The organism is Streptomyces sp. ATexAB-D23, from assembly GCF_000373645.1.
GTDB classification, from domain to species: domain Bacteria; phylum Actinomycetota; class Actinomycetes; order Streptomycetales; family Streptomycetaceae; genus Streptomyces; species Streptomyces castrisilvae.
Window position 1 is genome coordinate 252,168 of the sequence record NZ_KB892046.1, and the last position, 16,171, is coordinate 268,338.

Annotated in this window: 31 protein-coding genes; all 31 read left to right on the plus strand. The window is 67.0% G+C overall.

The window, feature by feature from the left end; all coding sequences use genetic code 11:
* The first annotated feature begins 242 nt into the window (after window positions 1-242).
* The 31 genes from B082_RS0128960 (at window position 243) to B082_RS40545 (ending at window position 15,939) form a co-directional block, all read left to right on the plus strand.
* Window positions 243-1,046: a PD-(D/E)XK nuclease family protein gene (locus B082_RS0128960; protein WP_018555295.1), complete on the plus strand. Its 804-nt coding sequence runs from the start codon at window positions 243-245 to the stop codon at window positions 1,044-1,046.
* Window positions 1,043-1,579, plus strand: coding sequence for a hypothetical protein (locus B082_RS0128965; RefSeq protein ID WP_018555296.1), 537 nt, complete (start codon window positions 1,043-1,045; stop codon window positions 1,577-1,579). The genes B082_RS0128960 and B082_RS0128965 overlap by 4 nt, the downstream gene beginning before the upstream one ends.
* Window positions 1,576-1,839 (plus strand): hypothetical protein, encoded by a 264-nt coding sequence (locus B082_RS0128970; RefSeq protein ID WP_018555297.1) that lies wholly within the window; start codon window positions 1,576-1,578, stop codon window positions 1,837-1,839. Before B082_RS0128965 ends, B082_RS0128970 begins: the two co-directional genes overlap by 4 nt.
* A gap of 65 nt (window positions 1,840-1,904) precedes the next feature.
* Window positions 1,905-2,507, plus strand: a complete 603-nt coding sequence (locus B082_RS0128975; protein ID WP_018555298.1) for an RNA ligase family protein — start codon at window positions 1,905-1,907, stop codon at window positions 2,505-2,507.
* Between the two features lie 104 nt (window positions 2,508-2,611).
* On the plus strand, window positions 2,612-2,968 hold the full coding sequence (locus B082_RS0128980; protein ID WP_018555299.1) for a hypothetical protein: 357 nt from the start codon (window positions 2,612-2,614) through the stop codon (window positions 2,966-2,968).
* A gap of 92 nt (window positions 2,969-3,060) precedes the next feature.
* Window positions 3,061-3,576 (plus strand): VUT family protein, encoded by a 516-nt coding sequence (locus tag B082_RS0128985; RefSeq protein WP_018555300.1) that lies wholly within the window; start codon window positions 3,061-3,063, stop codon window positions 3,574-3,576.
* Window positions 3,573-4,208, plus strand: coding sequence for a hypothetical protein (locus tag B082_RS36920; protein WP_234018253.1), 636 nt, complete (start codon window positions 3,573-3,575; stop codon window positions 4,206-4,208). Before B082_RS0128985 ends, B082_RS36920 begins: the two co-directional genes overlap by 4 nt.
* Window positions 4,205-4,384 (plus strand): hypothetical protein, encoded by a 180-nt coding sequence (locus B082_RS0128995; protein ID WP_018555302.1) that lies wholly within the window; start codon window positions 4,205-4,207, stop codon window positions 4,382-4,384. Before B082_RS36920 ends, B082_RS0128995 begins: the two co-directional genes overlap by 4 nt.
* Window positions 4,381-4,608, plus strand: coding sequence for a hypothetical protein (locus tag B082_RS0129000; RefSeq protein WP_018555303.1), 228 nt, complete (start codon window positions 4,381-4,383; stop codon window positions 4,606-4,608). The genes B082_RS0128995 and B082_RS0129000 overlap by 4 nt, the downstream gene beginning before the upstream one ends.
* Complete coding sequence (locus tag B082_RS0129005; RefSeq protein ID WP_018555304.1) at window positions 4,608-4,808, plus strand: hypothetical protein; 201 nt, start codon at window positions 4,608-4,610, stop codon at window positions 4,806-4,808. Before B082_RS0129000 ends, B082_RS0129005 begins: the two co-directional genes overlap by 1 nt.
* Entirely contained in the window at window positions 4,808-4,966 is a 159-nt protein-coding gene (locus tag B082_RS39605; RefSeq protein WP_018555305.1) for a hypothetical protein, read from the plus strand. Before B082_RS0129005 ends, B082_RS39605 begins: the two co-directional genes overlap by 1 nt.
* A 166-nt stretch (window positions 4,967-5,132) precedes the next feature.
* Window positions 5,133-5,678: a hypothetical protein gene (locus B082_RS36925; RefSeq protein WP_018555307.1), complete on the plus strand. Its 546-nt coding sequence runs from the start codon at window positions 5,133-5,135 to the stop codon at window positions 5,676-5,678.
* Entirely contained in the window at window positions 5,671-6,156 is a 486-nt protein-coding gene (locus B082_RS0129025; protein WP_018555308.1) for a hypothetical protein, read from the plus strand. Before B082_RS36925 ends, B082_RS0129025 begins: the two co-directional genes overlap by 8 nt.
* 95 nt (window positions 6,157-6,251) lie before the next feature.
* A complete protein-coding gene (locus B082_RS0129030) occupies window positions 6,252-7,019 on the plus strand; it encodes a hypothetical protein (RefSeq protein ID WP_018555309.1) in 768 nt (255 codons plus the stop codon).
* Window positions 7,020-7,111: 92 nt separating this feature from the next.
* The gene (locus B082_RS0129035; RefSeq protein ID WP_018555310.1) at window positions 7,112-7,381 is read left to right on the plus strand and encodes a hypothetical protein; all 270 of its coding nucleotides are present in this window, start codon (window positions 7,112-7,114) and stop codon (window positions 7,379-7,381) included.
* 67 nt (window positions 7,382-7,448) lie between these two features.
* Window positions 7,449-8,177: a phiSA1p31-related protein gene (locus B082_RS0129040; protein ID WP_018555311.1), complete on the plus strand. Its 729-nt coding sequence runs from the start codon at window positions 7,449-7,451 to the stop codon at window positions 8,175-8,177.
* A gap of 72 nt (window positions 8,178-8,249) precedes the next feature.
* Window positions 8,250-8,489 (plus strand): hypothetical protein, encoded by a 240-nt coding sequence (locus B082_RS0129045; RefSeq protein ID WP_158688909.1) that lies wholly within the window; start codon window positions 8,250-8,252, stop codon window positions 8,487-8,489.
* Window positions 8,490-8,503: 14 nt separating this feature from the next.
* On the plus strand, window positions 8,504-8,890 hold the full coding sequence (locus tag B082_RS0129050; protein ID WP_018555313.1) for a phiSA1p31-related protein: 387 nt from the start codon (window positions 8,504-8,506) through the stop codon (window positions 8,888-8,890).
* Window positions 8,887-9,078, plus strand: a complete 192-nt coding sequence (locus tag B082_RS0129055) for a hypothetical protein (RefSeq protein ID WP_018555314.1) — start codon at window positions 8,887-8,889, stop codon at window positions 9,076-9,078. Before B082_RS0129050 ends, B082_RS0129055 begins: the two co-directional genes overlap by 4 nt.
* Window positions 9,078-9,272 (plus strand): hypothetical protein, encoded by a 195-nt coding sequence (locus B082_RS0129060; protein WP_018555315.1) that lies wholly within the window; start codon window positions 9,078-9,080, stop codon window positions 9,270-9,272. The genes B082_RS0129055 and B082_RS0129060 overlap by 1 nt, the downstream gene beginning before the upstream one ends.
* Complete coding sequence (locus B082_RS0129065; protein WP_018555316.1) at window positions 9,269-9,508, plus strand: hypothetical protein; 240 nt, start codon at window positions 9,269-9,271, stop codon at window positions 9,506-9,508. Before B082_RS0129060 ends, B082_RS0129065 begins: the two co-directional genes overlap by 4 nt.
* Window positions 9,505-9,639, plus strand: a complete 135-nt coding sequence (locus B082_RS40310) for a hypothetical protein (protein ID WP_018555317.1) — start codon at window positions 9,505-9,507, stop codon at window positions 9,637-9,639. The genes B082_RS0129065 and B082_RS40310 overlap by 4 nt, the downstream gene beginning before the upstream one ends.
* Window positions 9,636-9,806: a hypothetical protein gene (locus tag B082_RS39610; RefSeq protein ID WP_018555318.1), complete on the plus strand. Its 171-nt coding sequence runs from the start codon at window positions 9,636-9,638 to the stop codon at window positions 9,804-9,806. Before B082_RS40310 ends, B082_RS39610 begins: the two co-directional genes overlap by 4 nt.
* Window positions 9,803-10,120 (plus strand): hypothetical protein, encoded by a 318-nt coding sequence (locus B082_RS0129080; RefSeq protein WP_018555319.1) that lies wholly within the window; start codon window positions 9,803-9,805, stop codon window positions 10,118-10,120. The genes B082_RS39610 and B082_RS0129080 overlap by 4 nt, the downstream gene beginning before the upstream one ends.
* The gene (locus tag B082_RS0129085; protein WP_018555320.1) at window positions 10,117-10,377 is read left to right on the plus strand and encodes a hypothetical protein; all 261 of its coding nucleotides are present in this window, start codon (window positions 10,117-10,119) and stop codon (window positions 10,375-10,377) included. Before B082_RS0129080 ends, B082_RS0129085 begins: the two co-directional genes overlap by 4 nt.
* Window positions 10,374-10,514, plus strand: coding sequence for a hypothetical protein (locus B082_RS39315; protein ID WP_018555321.1), 141 nt, complete (start codon window positions 10,374-10,376; stop codon window positions 10,512-10,514). Before B082_RS0129085 ends, B082_RS39315 begins: the two co-directional genes overlap by 4 nt.
* Window positions 10,505-10,924: a hypothetical protein gene (locus tag B082_RS0129095; RefSeq protein WP_234018254.1), complete on the plus strand. Its 420-nt coding sequence runs from the start codon at window positions 10,505-10,507 to the stop codon at window positions 10,922-10,924. The genes B082_RS39315 and B082_RS0129095 overlap by 10 nt, the downstream gene beginning before the upstream one ends.
* Window positions 10,921-11,052 (plus strand): hypothetical protein, encoded by a 132-nt coding sequence (locus tag B082_RS40315; protein ID WP_018555323.1) that lies wholly within the window; start codon window positions 10,921-10,923, stop codon window positions 11,050-11,052. Before B082_RS0129095 ends, B082_RS40315 begins: the two co-directional genes overlap by 4 nt.
* A gap of 95 nt (window positions 11,053-11,147) precedes the next feature.
* Window positions 11,148-13,625 carry a DNA primase family protein gene (locus B082_RS0129105; RefSeq protein WP_018555324.1) on the plus strand — a complete coding sequence of 826 codons (2,478 nt, stop codon included), beginning with the start codon at window positions 11,148-11,150 and terminating at the stop codon, window positions 13,623-13,625.
* The gene (locus B082_RS0129110) at window positions 13,622-15,526 is read left to right on the plus strand and encodes a DNA polymerase (protein WP_018555325.1); all 1,905 of its coding nucleotides are present in this window, start codon (window positions 13,622-13,624) and stop codon (window positions 15,524-15,526) included. Before B082_RS0129105 ends, B082_RS0129110 begins: the two co-directional genes overlap by 4 nt.
* Before the next feature lie 122 nt (window positions 15,527-15,648).
* Window positions 15,649-15,939: an HNH endonuclease gene (locus tag B082_RS40545; protein ID WP_420707700.1), complete on the plus strand. Its 291-nt coding sequence runs from the start codon at window positions 15,649-15,651 to the stop codon at window positions 15,937-15,939.
* The last annotated feature ends 232 nt before the right edge of the window (window positions 15,940-16,171 follow it).

Here is a 16,171-nt window from a genome sequence, read left to right on the forward strand (position 1 = left end):
GACGTCAGCCGGCATCCTCCTCCGCCCCAGGACAGAGTCTGGCCAAAATGGCGAACTAGACCCTTATTTTCATCTCTCCTTAACGCGTGGGGTCTAGATGAAAATAAGGGTCTAGTTTGCCATTCTGTCCTCGGTCTGTCCGGGGGGCGGAGGCTAGAAAGATCTTGGTAGCCTCGCGTCACATCCGGCGGCCATCGCCCCATAACTAAGTCGTAAGCAGGACACGACGAGGTGGAGGCCAGATGGCCGGGGTAAGCACAATCAAGCGCGGCGGAAGCCGCTTCTACGTCAACCCGGATGACTCACGGATCAAGGTCCCGGGTGTGACGTCGGTGGTGGGGATGGAGCCCAAGCCGTTCCTGGTGTTCTGGGCGGCGAAGGAGGCGGCGCAGGCGGCGATCGACAACTGGGACATCGTCAACAAGCTTGTCGAGCGGGACCCGGCCGGCGCGATGGACTACCTCAAGAACGCGCATCGTCGCAAGAGCAAGGCGGCGAGCGACCTGGGGTCGTCCGCACACACGTACTTCGAGCGGCTCGCGCGGGGCGAGGAGATCAATCTCCGCCACGTGCATGCCGACGTACAGCCCCACGTGAAGCACTTCCGCGAGTTCCTGGACGAGATCCAGCCGGAGTTCCTGTACTTCGAGGAGACCGTCTGGGATGACGACCTGGCTGTGGCCGGCTCGTTCGACGCGATCGCCAAGGTGGACGGCGAGATCGTGATCATCGACTGGAAGACATCCAAGGCAGTCTACGAGTCCGTGGCACTCCAGCTCAGCGCCTACCGCTACGCCAGCCGTATCATCCTGGCGGACACCGGGAAGTCCATCCCGATGCCGGAGATCACTGGCGGCGCCGTCCTCCACGTTCGCCCGGAGGCATGGGCCTTCCACCCGATCGAGTGCGGGCCGGAGGTCCACGAGACCTTCAAGGCGCTGCGCGCCGTGTTCGAGTGGGACCGCGAGGGGAAGAAGGGCGTCGTCGGCAAGCCGATCGCGTCGGGCGGGGTGCGCCTCACCGGGACCGAGCGGAGGGCAGCGTGAGGCTCACCGAACTGATTAGCGCCTACGCCGACGCAGAGCGGGTGCACCCCGAGCACCGCGAGTTGTTTCGTAAGCTGCAACGCGTTGCCCTGGACACCGTCTACGCAGAGAACGAGCGCGCCGGTGAGGCGCGTCAGGTCGTTGCTGACCTCGCCCGGGTCCTCGGGACCGACATCGACGCCGGCCCAGGGCACCGCTGGGACGCCGACCACATGCAGCGAGTGGTGGAGGCTGCGCGGCTCCTGCGCGAGGAGCGCGACGAGTTGGTTGCCAAGCACGCCACCACGGTCGATCTCCTCCGATCCGAGTACGAGCGCGCCAACGCCGCCATCCGTCGTGAGGAGGTAGCGGACGAGCACTTCGATGAGAAGTCCAAGGAGTGCGAGGCGCTGCGGGAACGCCTGGCCGGCCTGGAGACGTCCGCAGACTACTGGGGCGCCACCGCCCCTGGCGGGTCCCTGATCGACGACCTGAAGAACATCATCATCAGCCAGGCGCGGGAGATCGCGCGACTCAAGGGGGAGAGCGCATGACCACCAACCACCCGGCCACGCCGGCGGAGAACCGCGCCCGCGCGAAGGAGCAGAGGCAGCGGGAGGCGTTCCAGCAGAGCGCCGTCAAGCTCGCCACGGACCTGGCCCTCCTCCCGCTGGTCGCCCTCGTCCTCATGCTCGCCGTCGGTGCCGCCCACGGCTTCGCGCCGGCCGTTCCCGCGATCGGCTACGGAACGACGGTCCTCCTCGTCATCGGGGCGGACGCCCTGGCGTACGTGGCGAAGAAGTTCCGCAAGTAACGCAAGGCACACACGAGGGGCGTCCGACGTGGGCGCCCCTCCTTGGCACGCGCAGAGGAGAGAGCATGAACGACACCTTCACCCCCGAGTTCCGCGAGTGGCCCAAGACCCCGCGGCTCTTCCGCGAGATCGTGATCACGGAGAAGATCGACGGCACGAACGCCGGCCTGCACATCAGCGAGGACGGCCAGGTCGTGGCGCAGTCCCGGAAGCGCATCATCACGCCGGAGTCCGACAACTACGGCTTCGCCCGGTGGGCGGCAGAGAACGCCGACGAGCTGGCCCACATCTTCGGCCCGGGGCTGCACTTCGGCGAGTGGTGGGGTCAGGGCATTCAGCGTCGATACGGGATGACGGAGAAGCGGTTCAGCCTCTTCAACGTCGTTCGCTGGTCCACGCAGAAGGACGAGGACGGGACGACCATGGGGTCCCGCGCGGCGCAGTCGAGCTTGGTCGGTCAGGTCGACGCCGTGCCGATCCTGTACCGAGGAGTCTTCGACCAGGACATGATCGACGACCTGATGAAGGAGCTGCGTGAGAACGGCTCCTACGCCGCCCCTGGTTTCATGAACCCCGAGGGCATCTGTGTGTACCACACGCAGACCCGCAGCGTCTTCAAGGTCACCCTGGACGCCAACGACGCCGGCAAGTGGGAGGCAGCAGCATGAGACACACCCTGAGCGCCACCGAAGAAGAGATGCGGTCGCCCGACTGGTGCCACTCCCACGGCTGCCCGTCCAGCCAGTGCCCCGGGCCGCACTGAGGAGGGCTGATGACGAACCTACGAGAGTTCGGCCGTCGACTGCCCGATCCGTTCAGGACCCGCCCTGACGAGCCCGACCCGATGCGTGCGTTCACCGGGTACACCAACGGGCGCACCGATCCAACGCTCTACCGGGCATGCCTGCTCCGCTACACGTGGCATACGTGGGGTGATGGATCCGGTGAGTGGATATACCCCGACACCTGCTGGGGCGTGACCCTGTGCAGCTACGACGCCTACCCACATCGGTGGAGAGGCGGGGTTGATCTCATCATGGGCGGCCCGGAAGCCGGGGAGAGCTACGTCCCGGAGGTCGCGGACATGCGCCTGTGTGACGCCTGCGCCAGAGAGTGGGCAAAGCACTAGCTCCGTAAGTCGACTCACGCAAGTCCCCAGCCCCCGGTTGCTTCGGCGCCGGGGGCTTTGGGCGTGTACCCACCGAGCAGAGGAGAGCACAGATGATCAAGGTGCGCGCAGGTCTGGCGGCCGGCGGATACGTCGCTGGCGTTGTGGCCGCCAACGTACTTACGGCGAGCAACGGCCTGTGGCCGGTCGGCTTCGGACTCATGGCAACCGCAGGTACGGTACTGGCGGGTGCGTCGTTCGTGCTGCGTGACGCAGTCCAGGAGGTGGGCGGGCGACAGCTGGCCCTTGTCGCTCTGGCTGTCGGGTGTGCGGTGTCAGCTCTGATGGCGACACCGACCCTGGCTGTGGCGTCCGCTGCCGCCTTCGGTCTGGCGGAACTGCTGGACATGATCGTCTACACGAAGCTGCGCGAGAAGGGTTGGCTACGAGCAGCTGCGGTGTCCAACCTTGTCGGCGCCATCGTGGACACCTTCGTGTTCCTGATGGCTGCTGGCTTCCCGGTCACTGCCCTCGCGGTCTCCGGCCAGTTGGTCGGCAAGGGGTGGGCAACGTTGGCCGTGGTTGCCCCGGTGCTGGGCGCGCGGGCCTGGAAGTGGTCGCGACGGTGATCACCTACCTGACGACCCCGTCCGGGGAGAAGGTGCGCGCTGCTATGGCGGCGGGCCTCCTGGGGTGGATGCAGACGCCGGCACAGGGGAACAAGCTGCCGCGTGGGCAGGTCTGGGGCGCCGACAACGGGTGCTTCGGCCGTGGGTATCCCGGTGACGATGGCTACCTGCGGTTCCTGGACGAGTACGGCGACCGAGCGAAGGACTGCCTTTTCGCCACTGCTCCTGACGTCGTGGGCGACGCAGCGAAGACGCTCCCCCGGTCTCTCCCGTTCCTGCCGGAGATACGTAAGCGCGGCTATCCGGCGGCGCTTGTCGGGCAGAACGGCTTGGAGGGCCTTGTAGTCCCGTGGGATGACTTCGACGTTCTGTTCCTGGGCGGTGACACGGAATGGAAGCTGGGCAGCCACGCACGAGCGCTGACAGCCGAAGCTCGCCGGCGCGGGAAGTGGGTGCACATGGGGCGCGTGAACTCCTACAAGCGGCTGAAGTACGCGCACGACATCGGGTGTCAGTCAGCGGACGGCACGTATGTGGCGTTCGGCCCTGACATCAACCTGCCCAAGTGCCTCGCGTGGGTGCGGCGGGTCAACAACAGCGGACAACAACTCACCTGGGAGACAGCCGCATGAAGACCTCACGAACCATCCACACCGCCGACGGCTCGACCGTCACCATCCGCCGGCGCGGGATCGAGTTCGACCTTGAGACCCGGAACGCCCGGGGCGAGACGATCAGCACGGTTGTGATGACTGCGGACGACGTCAACGCGCTGCTGGTCGAGACGTACAAGGAGCTGGCGGCATGAGCGCATGGATGGACCTCGTCAACGCCGACGGCTCCGACGGGTGGTTGGAGCTGTGCAACCGCGCGCTGGTGGAGGTGCAGGAGGAGACGCTCCGTCGGGCGGCGCGGAAGATTCGTGACGTGGGCGTCGATGAGTGGGAAGGCATGTCTGACGCTGCCCGGAGGATTCGGCAGGCGCGTGCGGCAGTGGCCGACCTGATCGACCCCGACGTGGAGGAGTCCTGATGGCCACCATCGACGCCGGCGACCTGTCGCCCGAAGCGGCAGAGACCGAGACTCAGCTCCAGCGCATCGACCTGTTCCGCAGGGCACACGCGCTGGTCACCGACCTGGAGTGGGGCGACACCGTGGGCGTGTACGACGTGCTCCAGGTGGCGCGGTTCCTGGAAGGGAAGCCCGGCATACACGAAGTGGAGATCAGCTAGTGGCACAGATCAAGAGCACAGGCATCGTCGATGTGGAGCTGACGTTCGCGGAGCTGGAACTCGTCCGCCGTGCGCTGGGGCTCGTCCACAACTACGGCAACACCGACGATATGGACCCGGCCCGTGCGCTCCTGGCGGACCTGGAGGTGACGAGATGAGTATATCTGATCTTGTCGCTGCCGGCGGTCCGACGTCGGCCGACGCCTTCGAAGCCTATGAGGCCCCCTGGAGGCGCCTCGTGGAGGCCCGTCGGAAGCAGTGGGCGCCGGTCATCGCGGAGGCGCTCAGCAAGGCACACACGCATTCTGAGATTGAGGAGGAGAGATGGCAGTAACCCCGCTCCCGGGTGACTTCGCCCTGACCAAGATCGGCGGCATCACGGGGAAGCTCGTCGCTGCCGGTCAAGCGCTCATCGGCGACGCCGCTCCGGTCCAGCACGCGTTCGTGTACATCCGGGACAACATGATCGTCCAGGCTATGCCGGGTGGGGCGGAGATTATCGCCCTGGAGGACGCCAGCCCCGCCGTGGAATGGTCGACGGGGAAGATCCCGCTGACGGACGAGCAGCGCTTTGAGATCTGCACGCAAGCGCTCGTACTCCACGGCACCCCGTACAGCTACCTGGACTATGTCTCGCTCGGCCTGGCCGCCTGGCATGTCCGGCCGGCATGGGTGCGGGACCGGGTGGCGAACAGTGGGCATCTGATCTGCTCCCAGCTCGTTGACGAGGTCTACCTCCGAGCCGGCGTGCACCTCTTCGACGACGGGCGGTTGCCGGGCGACGTCACGCCGGGGGACCTGTGGAAGCTGCTCAACCCCAAGCGCGTGACATCGACGGACCGAGACCTGTGGAGGCTGGCGAATGAGTGAGGACATCGCAGCGTGGACCGCCGTCCGCTCGATTCAGTTCATGAACGAGGCGGGGCAGCAGCGCGATCGCTACCGGCTCGCCTGGCTGTCCGCCCGTCGGCGTGCCGCGGACGAAGCGAACTTCGGCATGGAGGCGCTGGAGCTGAAGAATGCGGAGCTGGAGCGGCTGCGCGCCAACCGGGCCACCATCCAGGAACTCCGAGCCCTTCAGCAGCCCCTCGTTGACGGACTCCGCTTCATTCACGAGGACATGGACCGCGCGCACAAAAGCGGCGACGAGTGGGCCACCGGCTGGCTGGGGGACGTGTGGCTGGACCTCCCCCTGCACGTCCGAGCGGCGGGTGGCGACACCGACGCTGCACAGGAACTGGCCGACAAGGCGCAGCACCCCGACCTCCGTGAGTCGACTCACGCACCCCGCCTGGAGTACATGGGCACCGACGAGGACGGCGACGTCTACCGGCTCAAAAGTCCCTGAAAGTCGCGCGTCACATCCGGCGGCCATCGCCCCATAACTAAGGCAGCGGGGGACAACGACCCGCATCACGCAAACCCAACGAGAGGCACTCACACATGGCGAACAACCTCCGCTCCATCTTCGAGACCGACCCCGACGCCAAGCCCCGTCCGAAGCAGAACTTCGCCAACGACGTTGTGGGCCGCTTCCGGTCCGGCCGGCTCGTCGGCAAGCAGCCGGAGAGCCTGAACGAGTGGCGCGTCACCACCGGGGACCCGAGCGTCGCCGACACCATCGCGGCTCTGATGGGCGGCGTCAAGGAGGAGTGGGACACCGACAAGGAGGACAACCTCCAGGTGCTCACCGAGTCGGCGTCGGTGGAGATCATCATCGAGAACAGCGACGCCATCGACGCCTCGATGAAGCTCTTCGGCTTCTCCGGCCTCACCCACCACTGCGACGGGGTCAAGTACCTGTCCGACGAGGACCCGACCCTGGTCGGTACCCTGTGCGGCTGCCCGGCGCTCCTGGAGGAGCGCAAGGCCCGCGCGAAGAGCGGCAAGGGGCCGAAGCCGAGCATCGACCTGACGTTCGCCCTCGCCGCTCACCCGGAGCTGGGCAAGTTCCGCTTCAACTCCGGTGGCTGGAGCCTCGTCAACGTGCTCCACGAGGTCATTGAGGCCATCGACACCGTGGGCGGCCGGCAGGAGGATGCGGACGGCAAGGTGACCGACAAGGGCCGTCCGGTGCGGGCGACGCTGACCATCGAGCACGTGGCGTACACGACCAAGGCCGGGCGCGACGTCGCATACAACATGCCGGTCATCAAGGTGCTGGGGGTCGCGGAGGCCGCCCAGCCGGCTGACCTTCCTGCGGCTGCCTGACCCACCGCACGGCACACATACGCAGCCCCTTCCGAGTAGAGATCGGAAGGGGCTGCGTGGTCACGACTATACCCACCCACAGAGGAGAGAACATGGCACGCACGCCGCTCACCGACTTCACCGGAGCCGAGATCCGCCCCGGCAAGCTGATCACCTTCTCCACCCGACGCGGGAACCGGGTCCGGGTCACGGAGGCCGTGGTCGTGGAGACCAAGACGAACCGCGCGGCCGGCAGGGTGGTGCCGGTCCTGACCGTCCGCCCCACGGGCCGCGAGTCCGGCATCTCCGCCCGCAAGACGCTCGGGCTGCGCACCATCGGCGCCGAACACGTCGTCGTCATCGGCGACGCCCCGACCGCCTGACCGACGCACCATCGGCCCCCGCACATCGACGATGCGGGGGCCTTCCGCTTGGCATGGAGGAGAGAGCATGACGGAGTTCGAGGTAGACGACAAGGTGCGGGTCCTGGCCGGCGGCGAAGGCATCGTCACCTACGGCCCGGTGAACAGCGCCTTCAGCAGCTACAAGCTGTACGTCGTCAAGCAGGACGGCGACGACGAGCGGGCATTCAAGGCGAGCGACCTGGAGCCGCTGCCCGCGAAGTTCGCTGTCGGCGACACAGTCACCCTGACGACCCGCAAGCGGGGCGCCCGCGCGACTGTGGAGTACGGCCCGTTCGACGACGGGGGCGTCTACGTCGTCAAGCTGGTGGACAAGCCCTCCGACGACAACCCCCAAACGTTCACGGTGCTGGACCGCTGGATGGAGAAGGTGCCCGCCCTCGTCCCCGTCGGCACGCGAGTCCGGGTGGACCGGGCGAAGTACGCGGAGTATCGCCACGGGCAGGTAGGCACGGTGACGTACAACGTCGGTACCTTCCGCGCGCCCGACGACGCCCACGTGTACATCGTGGACTTCGAGGATGGCAGCCGCATCTACGCCGCCGAAGTCACCCCCGTCAAGGACGCACCAGCCGACACGTTCGAGTACGAGGGCGTCACCTACGAGTACGGCGTGACATACATCGACCGCGACGGCGACCCCTGGACGTTCGAGCGATCCCGCGGTAGCGACCAGCCCATCTCCGACTCGGGATCGTGGTCGCAGGGCGAGTCGATCGCCTACGTCGTCGGCAACTTCGGCCCCCTGGAGAAGTAACCACCCCGCCCCCGGCGCCCACGTGGCCCGGGGGCTGAGTGCGTAGGAGTACAGCCGAGATGAGGAGAGAGCATGGCAAGTCATCGAGAGATGCGTGCGGCTGCGGAGGGCTCGATTCGCTATGCCCTCCGGGCCGCCGGCTGGACAGACGAGCAGATCCACAACGGCCTCGCCACGTACCGCGCGTCGGTGCTGAACGAGGCGGCAGACGAGGTAGCCGACCCCCAACGACGAACCGGACTGGGGTGGGAGAGCGCGCGGTACGTCCTGCACTCCATGGCTGACGACGTTAAGCGCCTTCGCACCTACTGACATGAGGAGAGAGCATGGCTGAGGCACAGTACGAGACCCGCACACGCACGGTGGAAGAGACGTTCGTCGTCCTCCGGCTGACGGAAGACGAGGCGGAGGAGCTGGCGGGGCGACTGCTCTACGACGCCGCTGACAGTGACTGCATGCAGCGCCTGTTGGAGGCACTGCGACACCCCGTGAGCCCCGCTCCGCCAGCCGACACGTTCGAGTACGGCGGTGTGATGTACGACCTGAGCGCCAAGTACCGGGACACCGAGGCCGACGTCTGGTCGTTCACTGGTCGTCGGGACCCGGAGGGCATCCCGTACGTGACGATGTACGAGGGGTCCAACAACACGGCCGACACCATCGTCAGCGTCAACCGTGGCTGGGGCCCTCTCACCAAGGTTGTCGACGCATGACCATCCACACCATCGACGCCGCCAACGCACCCGCCCTGGGCGATGTCCGGGCGGCCGGCAAGGACGACGTCATCCGCGTCCGCAGGAGCGCCGCAGAGCGCAAGGACTTCGCGAAGTACTGGGAGGCCGTCGGTGTCGCGTTCGTGCGCGGCGCCGTGGTCGACGTGAGGAACCAGGAGGAGAGCTGATGCCGTTCTACAGGGACGCTGGTGGTGCCGTCTGGATCTCGGACCACCGAGCACGCAAGATCTTCTGCGTCTCAGACCCGACCGTGGAAGACGACGTTCCGTCGGTGGGGCTGGCGATGGACCCGGAGGAGATAGCCGAGCGCTTCGGCCCCCTCGTGGAGATCCGACCGACGGGGTGGGAGGTCGTCGAGTGAACGACTCGTTCGGAACACCCATCGAAGAGGGGGACTACGTCCTCTCCGCCGCATCGTCCTCCAGCTACTTCAAGCTGGGCGTCGTCTACTTCGCCCCGTCGGGCCGTCCGATGATGGAGGTCACGAACTCCAACTGGGACCGCGGAGCGAAGCGCAGTGAGGTCGGCTCGAACGTGCTCGTCCTCCGCAAGGCGGACGGCAGCGTACCCGCGCACGTGGCTGGGGAGGCGACGTGAGCCACGACCCCACCCTCCGCGTCGTCCGGGCCGCTCCCGACGAAGAGCCCGTGGAGCCGGTCTCCCGCGCGGTGATGGCCCGCTGGCCCTGGCTGACGGACGAGTTCATGAGGGAGTTGGAGGAGCAGTGAGGGCCTACCGCAAGACGGCCACGCACCACCAGTACTGCGTCTACCTCACCACCGAGGAGCGTGAGCGGCTCCTCGAAGAGCTGCGGCGGACCGTCGACCCGTCGTTCTGGCCGGCGCTCTCACGGCTCTACGCACACCTGAACGCACCGAGAGGGGAGAACGAATGAGCAACCGACAGTTCAAGGACTGCGACGGCGACACGTGGACGGAGACCGCACCGGGAATGCTGGAGCTGACGAAGATCGTCAGCAGCGCCTACGTGGCTCCGGACCCGTCTCCGACGTCGATCGAAGACGTCCGTGACCTTCACGGCCCCCTCACCGAGATCCGCCCCGACGTCGACGTCCGTGCTCTCCTGGCCGGCGTGCTGGAGGACATGGCGAACGAAGCAAACCGCAGGCGCTTCGTGTCGGCGGACTGTGCGTGGATCGCCAACACCTTCACGGCCAAGGCACGGGAGCTGCGGGAGGGAGCGTCATGACGATGGAAGATCAGTGCGCCCCGTACCGCGCCAAGCTCAAGGCCGAGCCGTTCGCCTCCATCGTCCCCGACCGCCGGCCGGAGGTGAAGCTCCATGCCGGCATCGGGCTGGCGAAGCTGGCCGTCGGCTACGAGGAGTTCAAGGGAGCGCGCGGAGGCGAGATCTACGGCCGAACCGCTGACGGCTGGGAGTTGGTGTACCGCGTGGAGTCGGGGACGCGGCTTGCGGATCTGCCGTGGAGGAAGGAGTCGTCATGAAGCTCAGATGGACGTCGGGAGCCTGTGCTCCCGACTGGTACTACGGAGTGACGCCGGAGTGGGTGCGGCGGGACGGCAAGCGCGTCGGCTTCGGCGTTGTCGTCGGACGCTTCTACGCCTATCTGACGTGGAGGTGACGGTGGCCAACTCTAGCAAGGCTAAGGGTACAACCTGGGAGTCCGCCCTCGTCGCCTACCTCCGCGAGCAGCACAACCCTGGCGCCCGCCGGAACGTCCAGATGGGGTCGAAGGACATCGGCGACATCGACGGCTACTACCTACACGCCCTGGAGGCGAAGGCGGAGAAGACCATCACTCTCTCCGACTACATCGCGCAGGCCAACAAGGAAGCCGTCCATGCCGGCCAGCCGTTCGGCTGCGCGGTCGTCAAGCGACGGATGAAGGGCACCGCGGACGGCTACGTGGTACGCGACGTGGCGACGGACGTGCGGCTGATGAACCGGCTGAGGGTCATGGAGTCGGCGCTACAGAGCTTCGCACCTGAGGCATACGCAGAGCTGGACCGACTGCACAGGGAGGCAGCGTGATCTACGTCGGCAAGGACGGCGACGAGAGCGACGAGGGCGTCCCGGAATTCCACTTCGTAGACGACGTGCTCTACCTGTGTCACGAGGGCGACCACTACTGCGCCGCCGGCGCCCTCCCCGACGAGTAGCCCACGTAAGTCGACTCACGCAAGGCCCTAGCCCCCTGACTCTCCGGAGCAGGGGGCTTTCGGCGTAGGAGACCGCCCACGACGAGAGGAGAGCCGTGCGACTGACCGAAATTCTGGGGCGCCTGAGCGGGGTCGTCGACGACCACGACGGTCATCTTGCGTACTGCCCAGCCCACCGAGACCGCACCACGCCCAGCCTGAAGCTGACGCTCAAGGAGAGCGGACAGCTCCTCTACGTCTGCCGGGCCGGCTGCACTCAGACGGACGTGGGCGCCAAGATGAAGGAGCTGGGGCTGCATCCGTCCGACTTCTTCAACGTCGACAGCCAGGGTATGAAGACCATCTCCGCCAAGGCGCCGGAGACCGTCGGCCCCGGAGAGATCGCCGGCCTGAAGATGTTTGTCGACGAGACGTCGGCCGCCCTGGCTGACTCCCCGGAGGCGGTGGCGTACCTAGCCCGTCGCTTCGGCCTTTCCGTCGACCAGGCGGAAGACCTGGGCGTCGGATACGCGGCACCGGGAGACCGCCCACAGCCGTGGCTTTCTCGCGGCTTCACGAGGCACCCGCGCATCACCGTCCCGCTCTACGGCGCCGATGGCGTCGCACGGGGCCTACAGGGACGCGATATCGGCGGACGCTGCCCGGCACGCTGGGTGTCCCTAGCCAACCCGGAGGGTCGCATGTGGTCGAAGTACGGCCTGCTCTCCGCCGGCACGGGCTACGACACGATCCTCGTCACGGAGGGGCCAGGAGATGGTCTGACGTCGGTCGGCGTGGGCTACGACGCGCTCCTCATCCGGGGCGCTGGTGTGGCTCGGAACGCAGCCCTCGTGGCGGAACTGGTCACCGTTCTCCGCGGCCGTGATGTCGTGTTCGCCTTCGACCCGGACGACGCGGGAGCACGGGGCATCGCGGTTCTGTCGGCAGCGCTGACGGAGGACGGCAACGCCCCGCGTCAGCTCCAGTTCCCGAACGTCAAGGAGGACCTGACCGCCTGGCGGGAGAGGACACCGGAGACGTTCGCCAGTGAGCTGCACACCGCCGTCCGTTCCGCCCCGGTCGTCGACCTGACGTCGGCACCCGTTCCCGAGCCCGTGAAGGAGGAGATCGACATGCCCGCTACTGACGCCGCCCTGGAGTCGATGGACCTTTCCTCGCGGCAGGCGTTCGACAGCACAGACGTCGGCATTGCCGTCATGCTCCGCGACTTCATCGCCCGCAACGGCGGGGGAGTGCGCTACGCCAAGGGGCTCGGCTTCCTCGTCTGGGACGGCAAGGTGTGGGCGCCGGGAGGCGACAAGGTGCGCGAGTCCCTGCACCTGATGGGGGCGGAGCTGATCGCGTCGGCCGACGACTCGAAGCGCCGCCTGGCGCTCAAGGCGCTGACGAACCGGTCCATCGACGCCGTGATGAAGGAGCTGCCGAGCGCTCCTGGGGTGCCGGTAAAGGCAAGCGACTTCGACGCCCGTCACGATCTGCTGTCCGTGGCGAACGGGACGGTCGACCTCCGCACCGGCAAGCTCCACCCGCACACGCCGGCAGACATGATCACCAAGCGGCTCGACGTCGCCTACTACCCCGGCGCCCCGGCCGACCGGTGGAACCAGTTCCTGACGGAGGTGTTCCCCGAACACCCCGACCTTCCGGACTTCATGCGCCGGCTGGTGGGCTACGGCATCACCGGGTCGACGTCGGAACACTGCTTCGCCTTCATGCACGGGCAGGGGAGCAACGGGAAGAGCGTCTTCCTGGACGCCCTGATCCACGTCTTCAAGGGCGTCACCCAGGCGACGCAGTTCTCCACCTTTGAGAAGTCCGTGAACGTCGGCCAGGCGTCGCCCGAGCTGGCCTCCCTCCGCGGTGCACGGCTCGTGACGGCGTCGGAGACCGAGAAGTACAGCCGCCTGGCGGAGGCCCTGGTCAAGCAGTTGACCGGTGGCGACCCGATCACGTGCAGGTTCCTGAACCAGAACCCGTTCACCTACGTGCCCAGCTTCTTGCTCCTCGTCGCCGGCAACTTCAAGCCGGCCATCCTGTCGCAGGACGAGGGGACGTGGCGCCGGGTCAAGTTGATCCCCTTCGACGCGACGTTCTCCAACGCACTGGGCAACAAGGACACCACGCTCCCCGCCAAGCTCCGTGACGAGGCGGAGGGCATCCTCGCGTGGGCCGTGGCCGGCGCCGTGGAGTGGTACGCGGACGGGCTGAGTGAGCCGTCCTCCGTCGCCACCGCAACCCAGGCGTACCGGGAGTCGGAGGACCGGCTCGCTGAGTTCCTGAACGCCCGGTGTGTCCGCTCCGGAGACGTCCGGGTTGCCCCCATGGCGATTCGCAGGGCCTACGCGGAGTGGGCGGAGGACGCCGGCCTGGACCGCAAGGAGAAGCTCAGCGGCTGGGCTCTCGCGGTCGAGCTGGAGTCCCGCGGCTTCAAGAAGGCCAAGCGCAAGGGTGCTTGGGGCTTCGACGGGTTGCGGCTGAAGACGGATGAGGAGATCCAGGTCGCCAACGCAGCAGAGCAGGAACTCGCCGACGCACCAGCCGGCTCAGACATCTTCGGACAGGAGGCAGCATGAGGCAATTTACCTTCCCCCTTCTGGGGCGCGAGTTCCCCGTCTCGGTACCCGAGCGGCCGGAGGACCTGGCCCACTTCATTGCCTGGCTCTCCCGCCAGCTGCAGCCTGTCGCCGTTGACACGGAGACTCATGGGCTGAGCGTTCTCTCTGGCGACCCGGAGTACGTCCGTCTCGTCCAGTTCGGCAGCCAGGACGAGGCGTGGAACATCCCGACCGAGCTGGGGGCGCCGTTCAAGGAGGCAGCCCGTACGGCGTTGCGCATCCTGATTGACGGCGTCGGCATCACCGGCCACAACTGGCACGGCTTCGATGCGCCGGCCCTGCACGTTCATCTGGGCATCCCGTACGACGACCTGTGCAAGAACGCCGTCGACACGATGCTGTGCTCCAAGCTCGTCGACCCACGGGCAGTTCAGGAAGGTGGCATCGGCTCCAGCCTCAAGCCTCTGTCGGACCACTACATCGACCCGACGGCGGCCGACACGCAGGGGGATCTCACTGCGGTTTTCCGGTCGCTCGGACTCGTGAAGGCGAACGGCTTCAGCCGGATCGACCTGTGGCACCCGGTGTACCAGAGCTACGGCGGGGGCGACGTACTCCTGACCGCCCGTCTCCGCCCCAAGCTGGAGGAGAAGCTCCGCACCCTGGGCGTCCCGCAGCGCCTTGTCGACTACGAGCACGAGGTGGCCCGCATCTGCGGCCACATGCAGATCCGCGGCCTGCTCCTGGACCAGGACTACACACGACGTCTGGCTGATGAGCTGGGGGAGGAGGAGGAGACCCAGACCGCCATCGTCCGCTCGTACGGCGTGGAGAAGCTGGGCAGCCCCGCCCAGATCGCCGAAGCACTCATCGGCATGGGTGAGGCACTGACGGAGCGCACAGCCGGCGGGGCGGTCAAGGCCGACAAGAGCGTTCTCTCCGCCCTGGCGGACATGGACTTGTACGGCAACCGCCTGGGAGTCCGCACGCCCAACCCGCTCGCCGTCGCCGTCATCAAGGCGAAGCGTGCCGGCAAGTGGAAGTCGGCCTACGCGGACAACTTCCTGACGTCGCTGGACCGCACCGGGCGCATTCACCCGGGCATCCGGACCATGCAGGCACGGACCGGGCGCATGTCCGTGACGAACCCTGCCGTTCAGACGCTGCCGTCGGGTGACTGGAAGATCCGGCGGTGTTTCCTGGCCGAGCCGGGGGAGCGGATCATCTCCGTCGACTTCCAGGCCGTGGAGCTTCGTGTCCTGGCGGCACTGGCCGGCGTGGCACGGATGAAGGAGGCGATCAACGCCGGGCGAGACCTTCACTCGTTCACCGCGGAGCTGGTTTTCGGTCCCGACTTCACGCCGAAGCACCGCAAGATCAGTAAGGCCATCGGCTTCGGGGTGGTCTACGGCGGTGGCGCTGCCACGATCCAGCGTCAGACCGGCGCCCCGCTGGAGGAGGTCAAGAGGGCCGTCGCCGCCTACCACCGGACCTACCCGGAGGTGCGACGGGCGGCGAACCGATGGCAGCGTGAGGCGTTCTCGAACGGCATGGTGACGACGTCGGTGACCGGCCGGCGCCTGCCCCTGGACCGCGACAGGACGTACGCCGTGACGAACTACCAGGTTCAAAGTGCCGCACGGGACTGCCTGGGGCAGGCGCTGATCAACATGGAGGCCGCCGGGCTGCTGTCGTATCTCCGCTTGCCCGTACACGACGAGATCATCGCGTCGGCGCCGGCAGCGGAGGCGGAGGAGATCGGCAGGGCGATCGGGGAGTGCATGACGTTCGATCTCTTCGGGGTGCCCATCGAGTCCGACCCGGAGATCGGAGGGAGGAGCTGGGGCTCGCTGTACCTGCCCGGCGACCAGAGGGCGGCGCACGACGAGTGGTACGCAGCCCAGCCGGTGGCAGCATGACCGCCCGTCTCCCCGTTCCAGCCGTCCGCAGGGCGACCGGAGTTGACCGGTCCCCCGTGGCCGGTTCCCGACCGTCCACCGCCAGGCACCCGGTGCCCCGACCCTGTCCCATTCTGCCCCCTATGCGTGCACCTGAGCCGTCTCACGGCCCGTCACGGCGTGACACTCTGCGACGGTGGGAGGAGGCGGACGAGTGGTCATGCATCTACTGTGACGCTTCGTTCGGCCCGATGGTTGTAGCGGAAGTGGACCACATGACTCCTCTTGCGAGAGGGGGCGTTCACGAGTCGTTCAACCTCGCGCCGGCGTGCGCGGAGTGCAACCGAGCCAAGGGTGATCTGGACATGTCCGACTGGCTCCGCATTCTTGCTGGTCAGTTGGACACGGAGCGCGAGGTTACGGTTACGCGCTGAGTTGTTCGGCCGTCTCGCCACGCACACACCACCTTCACATCGGTAACGAATCCATAACACCGTTCAAGATTGCACTGGTCTATGTCGCGCGACAGAACCGCAGGTCAGCTCTGTTGCGCAACATAAGTCGTACTTACTCAGGGTGCATACCGAGACCCCAAACCATGACATACCGGCGGTAACGCCACTCGCGCCACGTGCGCACGACGATTGCCCGTGGGGGAGCAGTGAC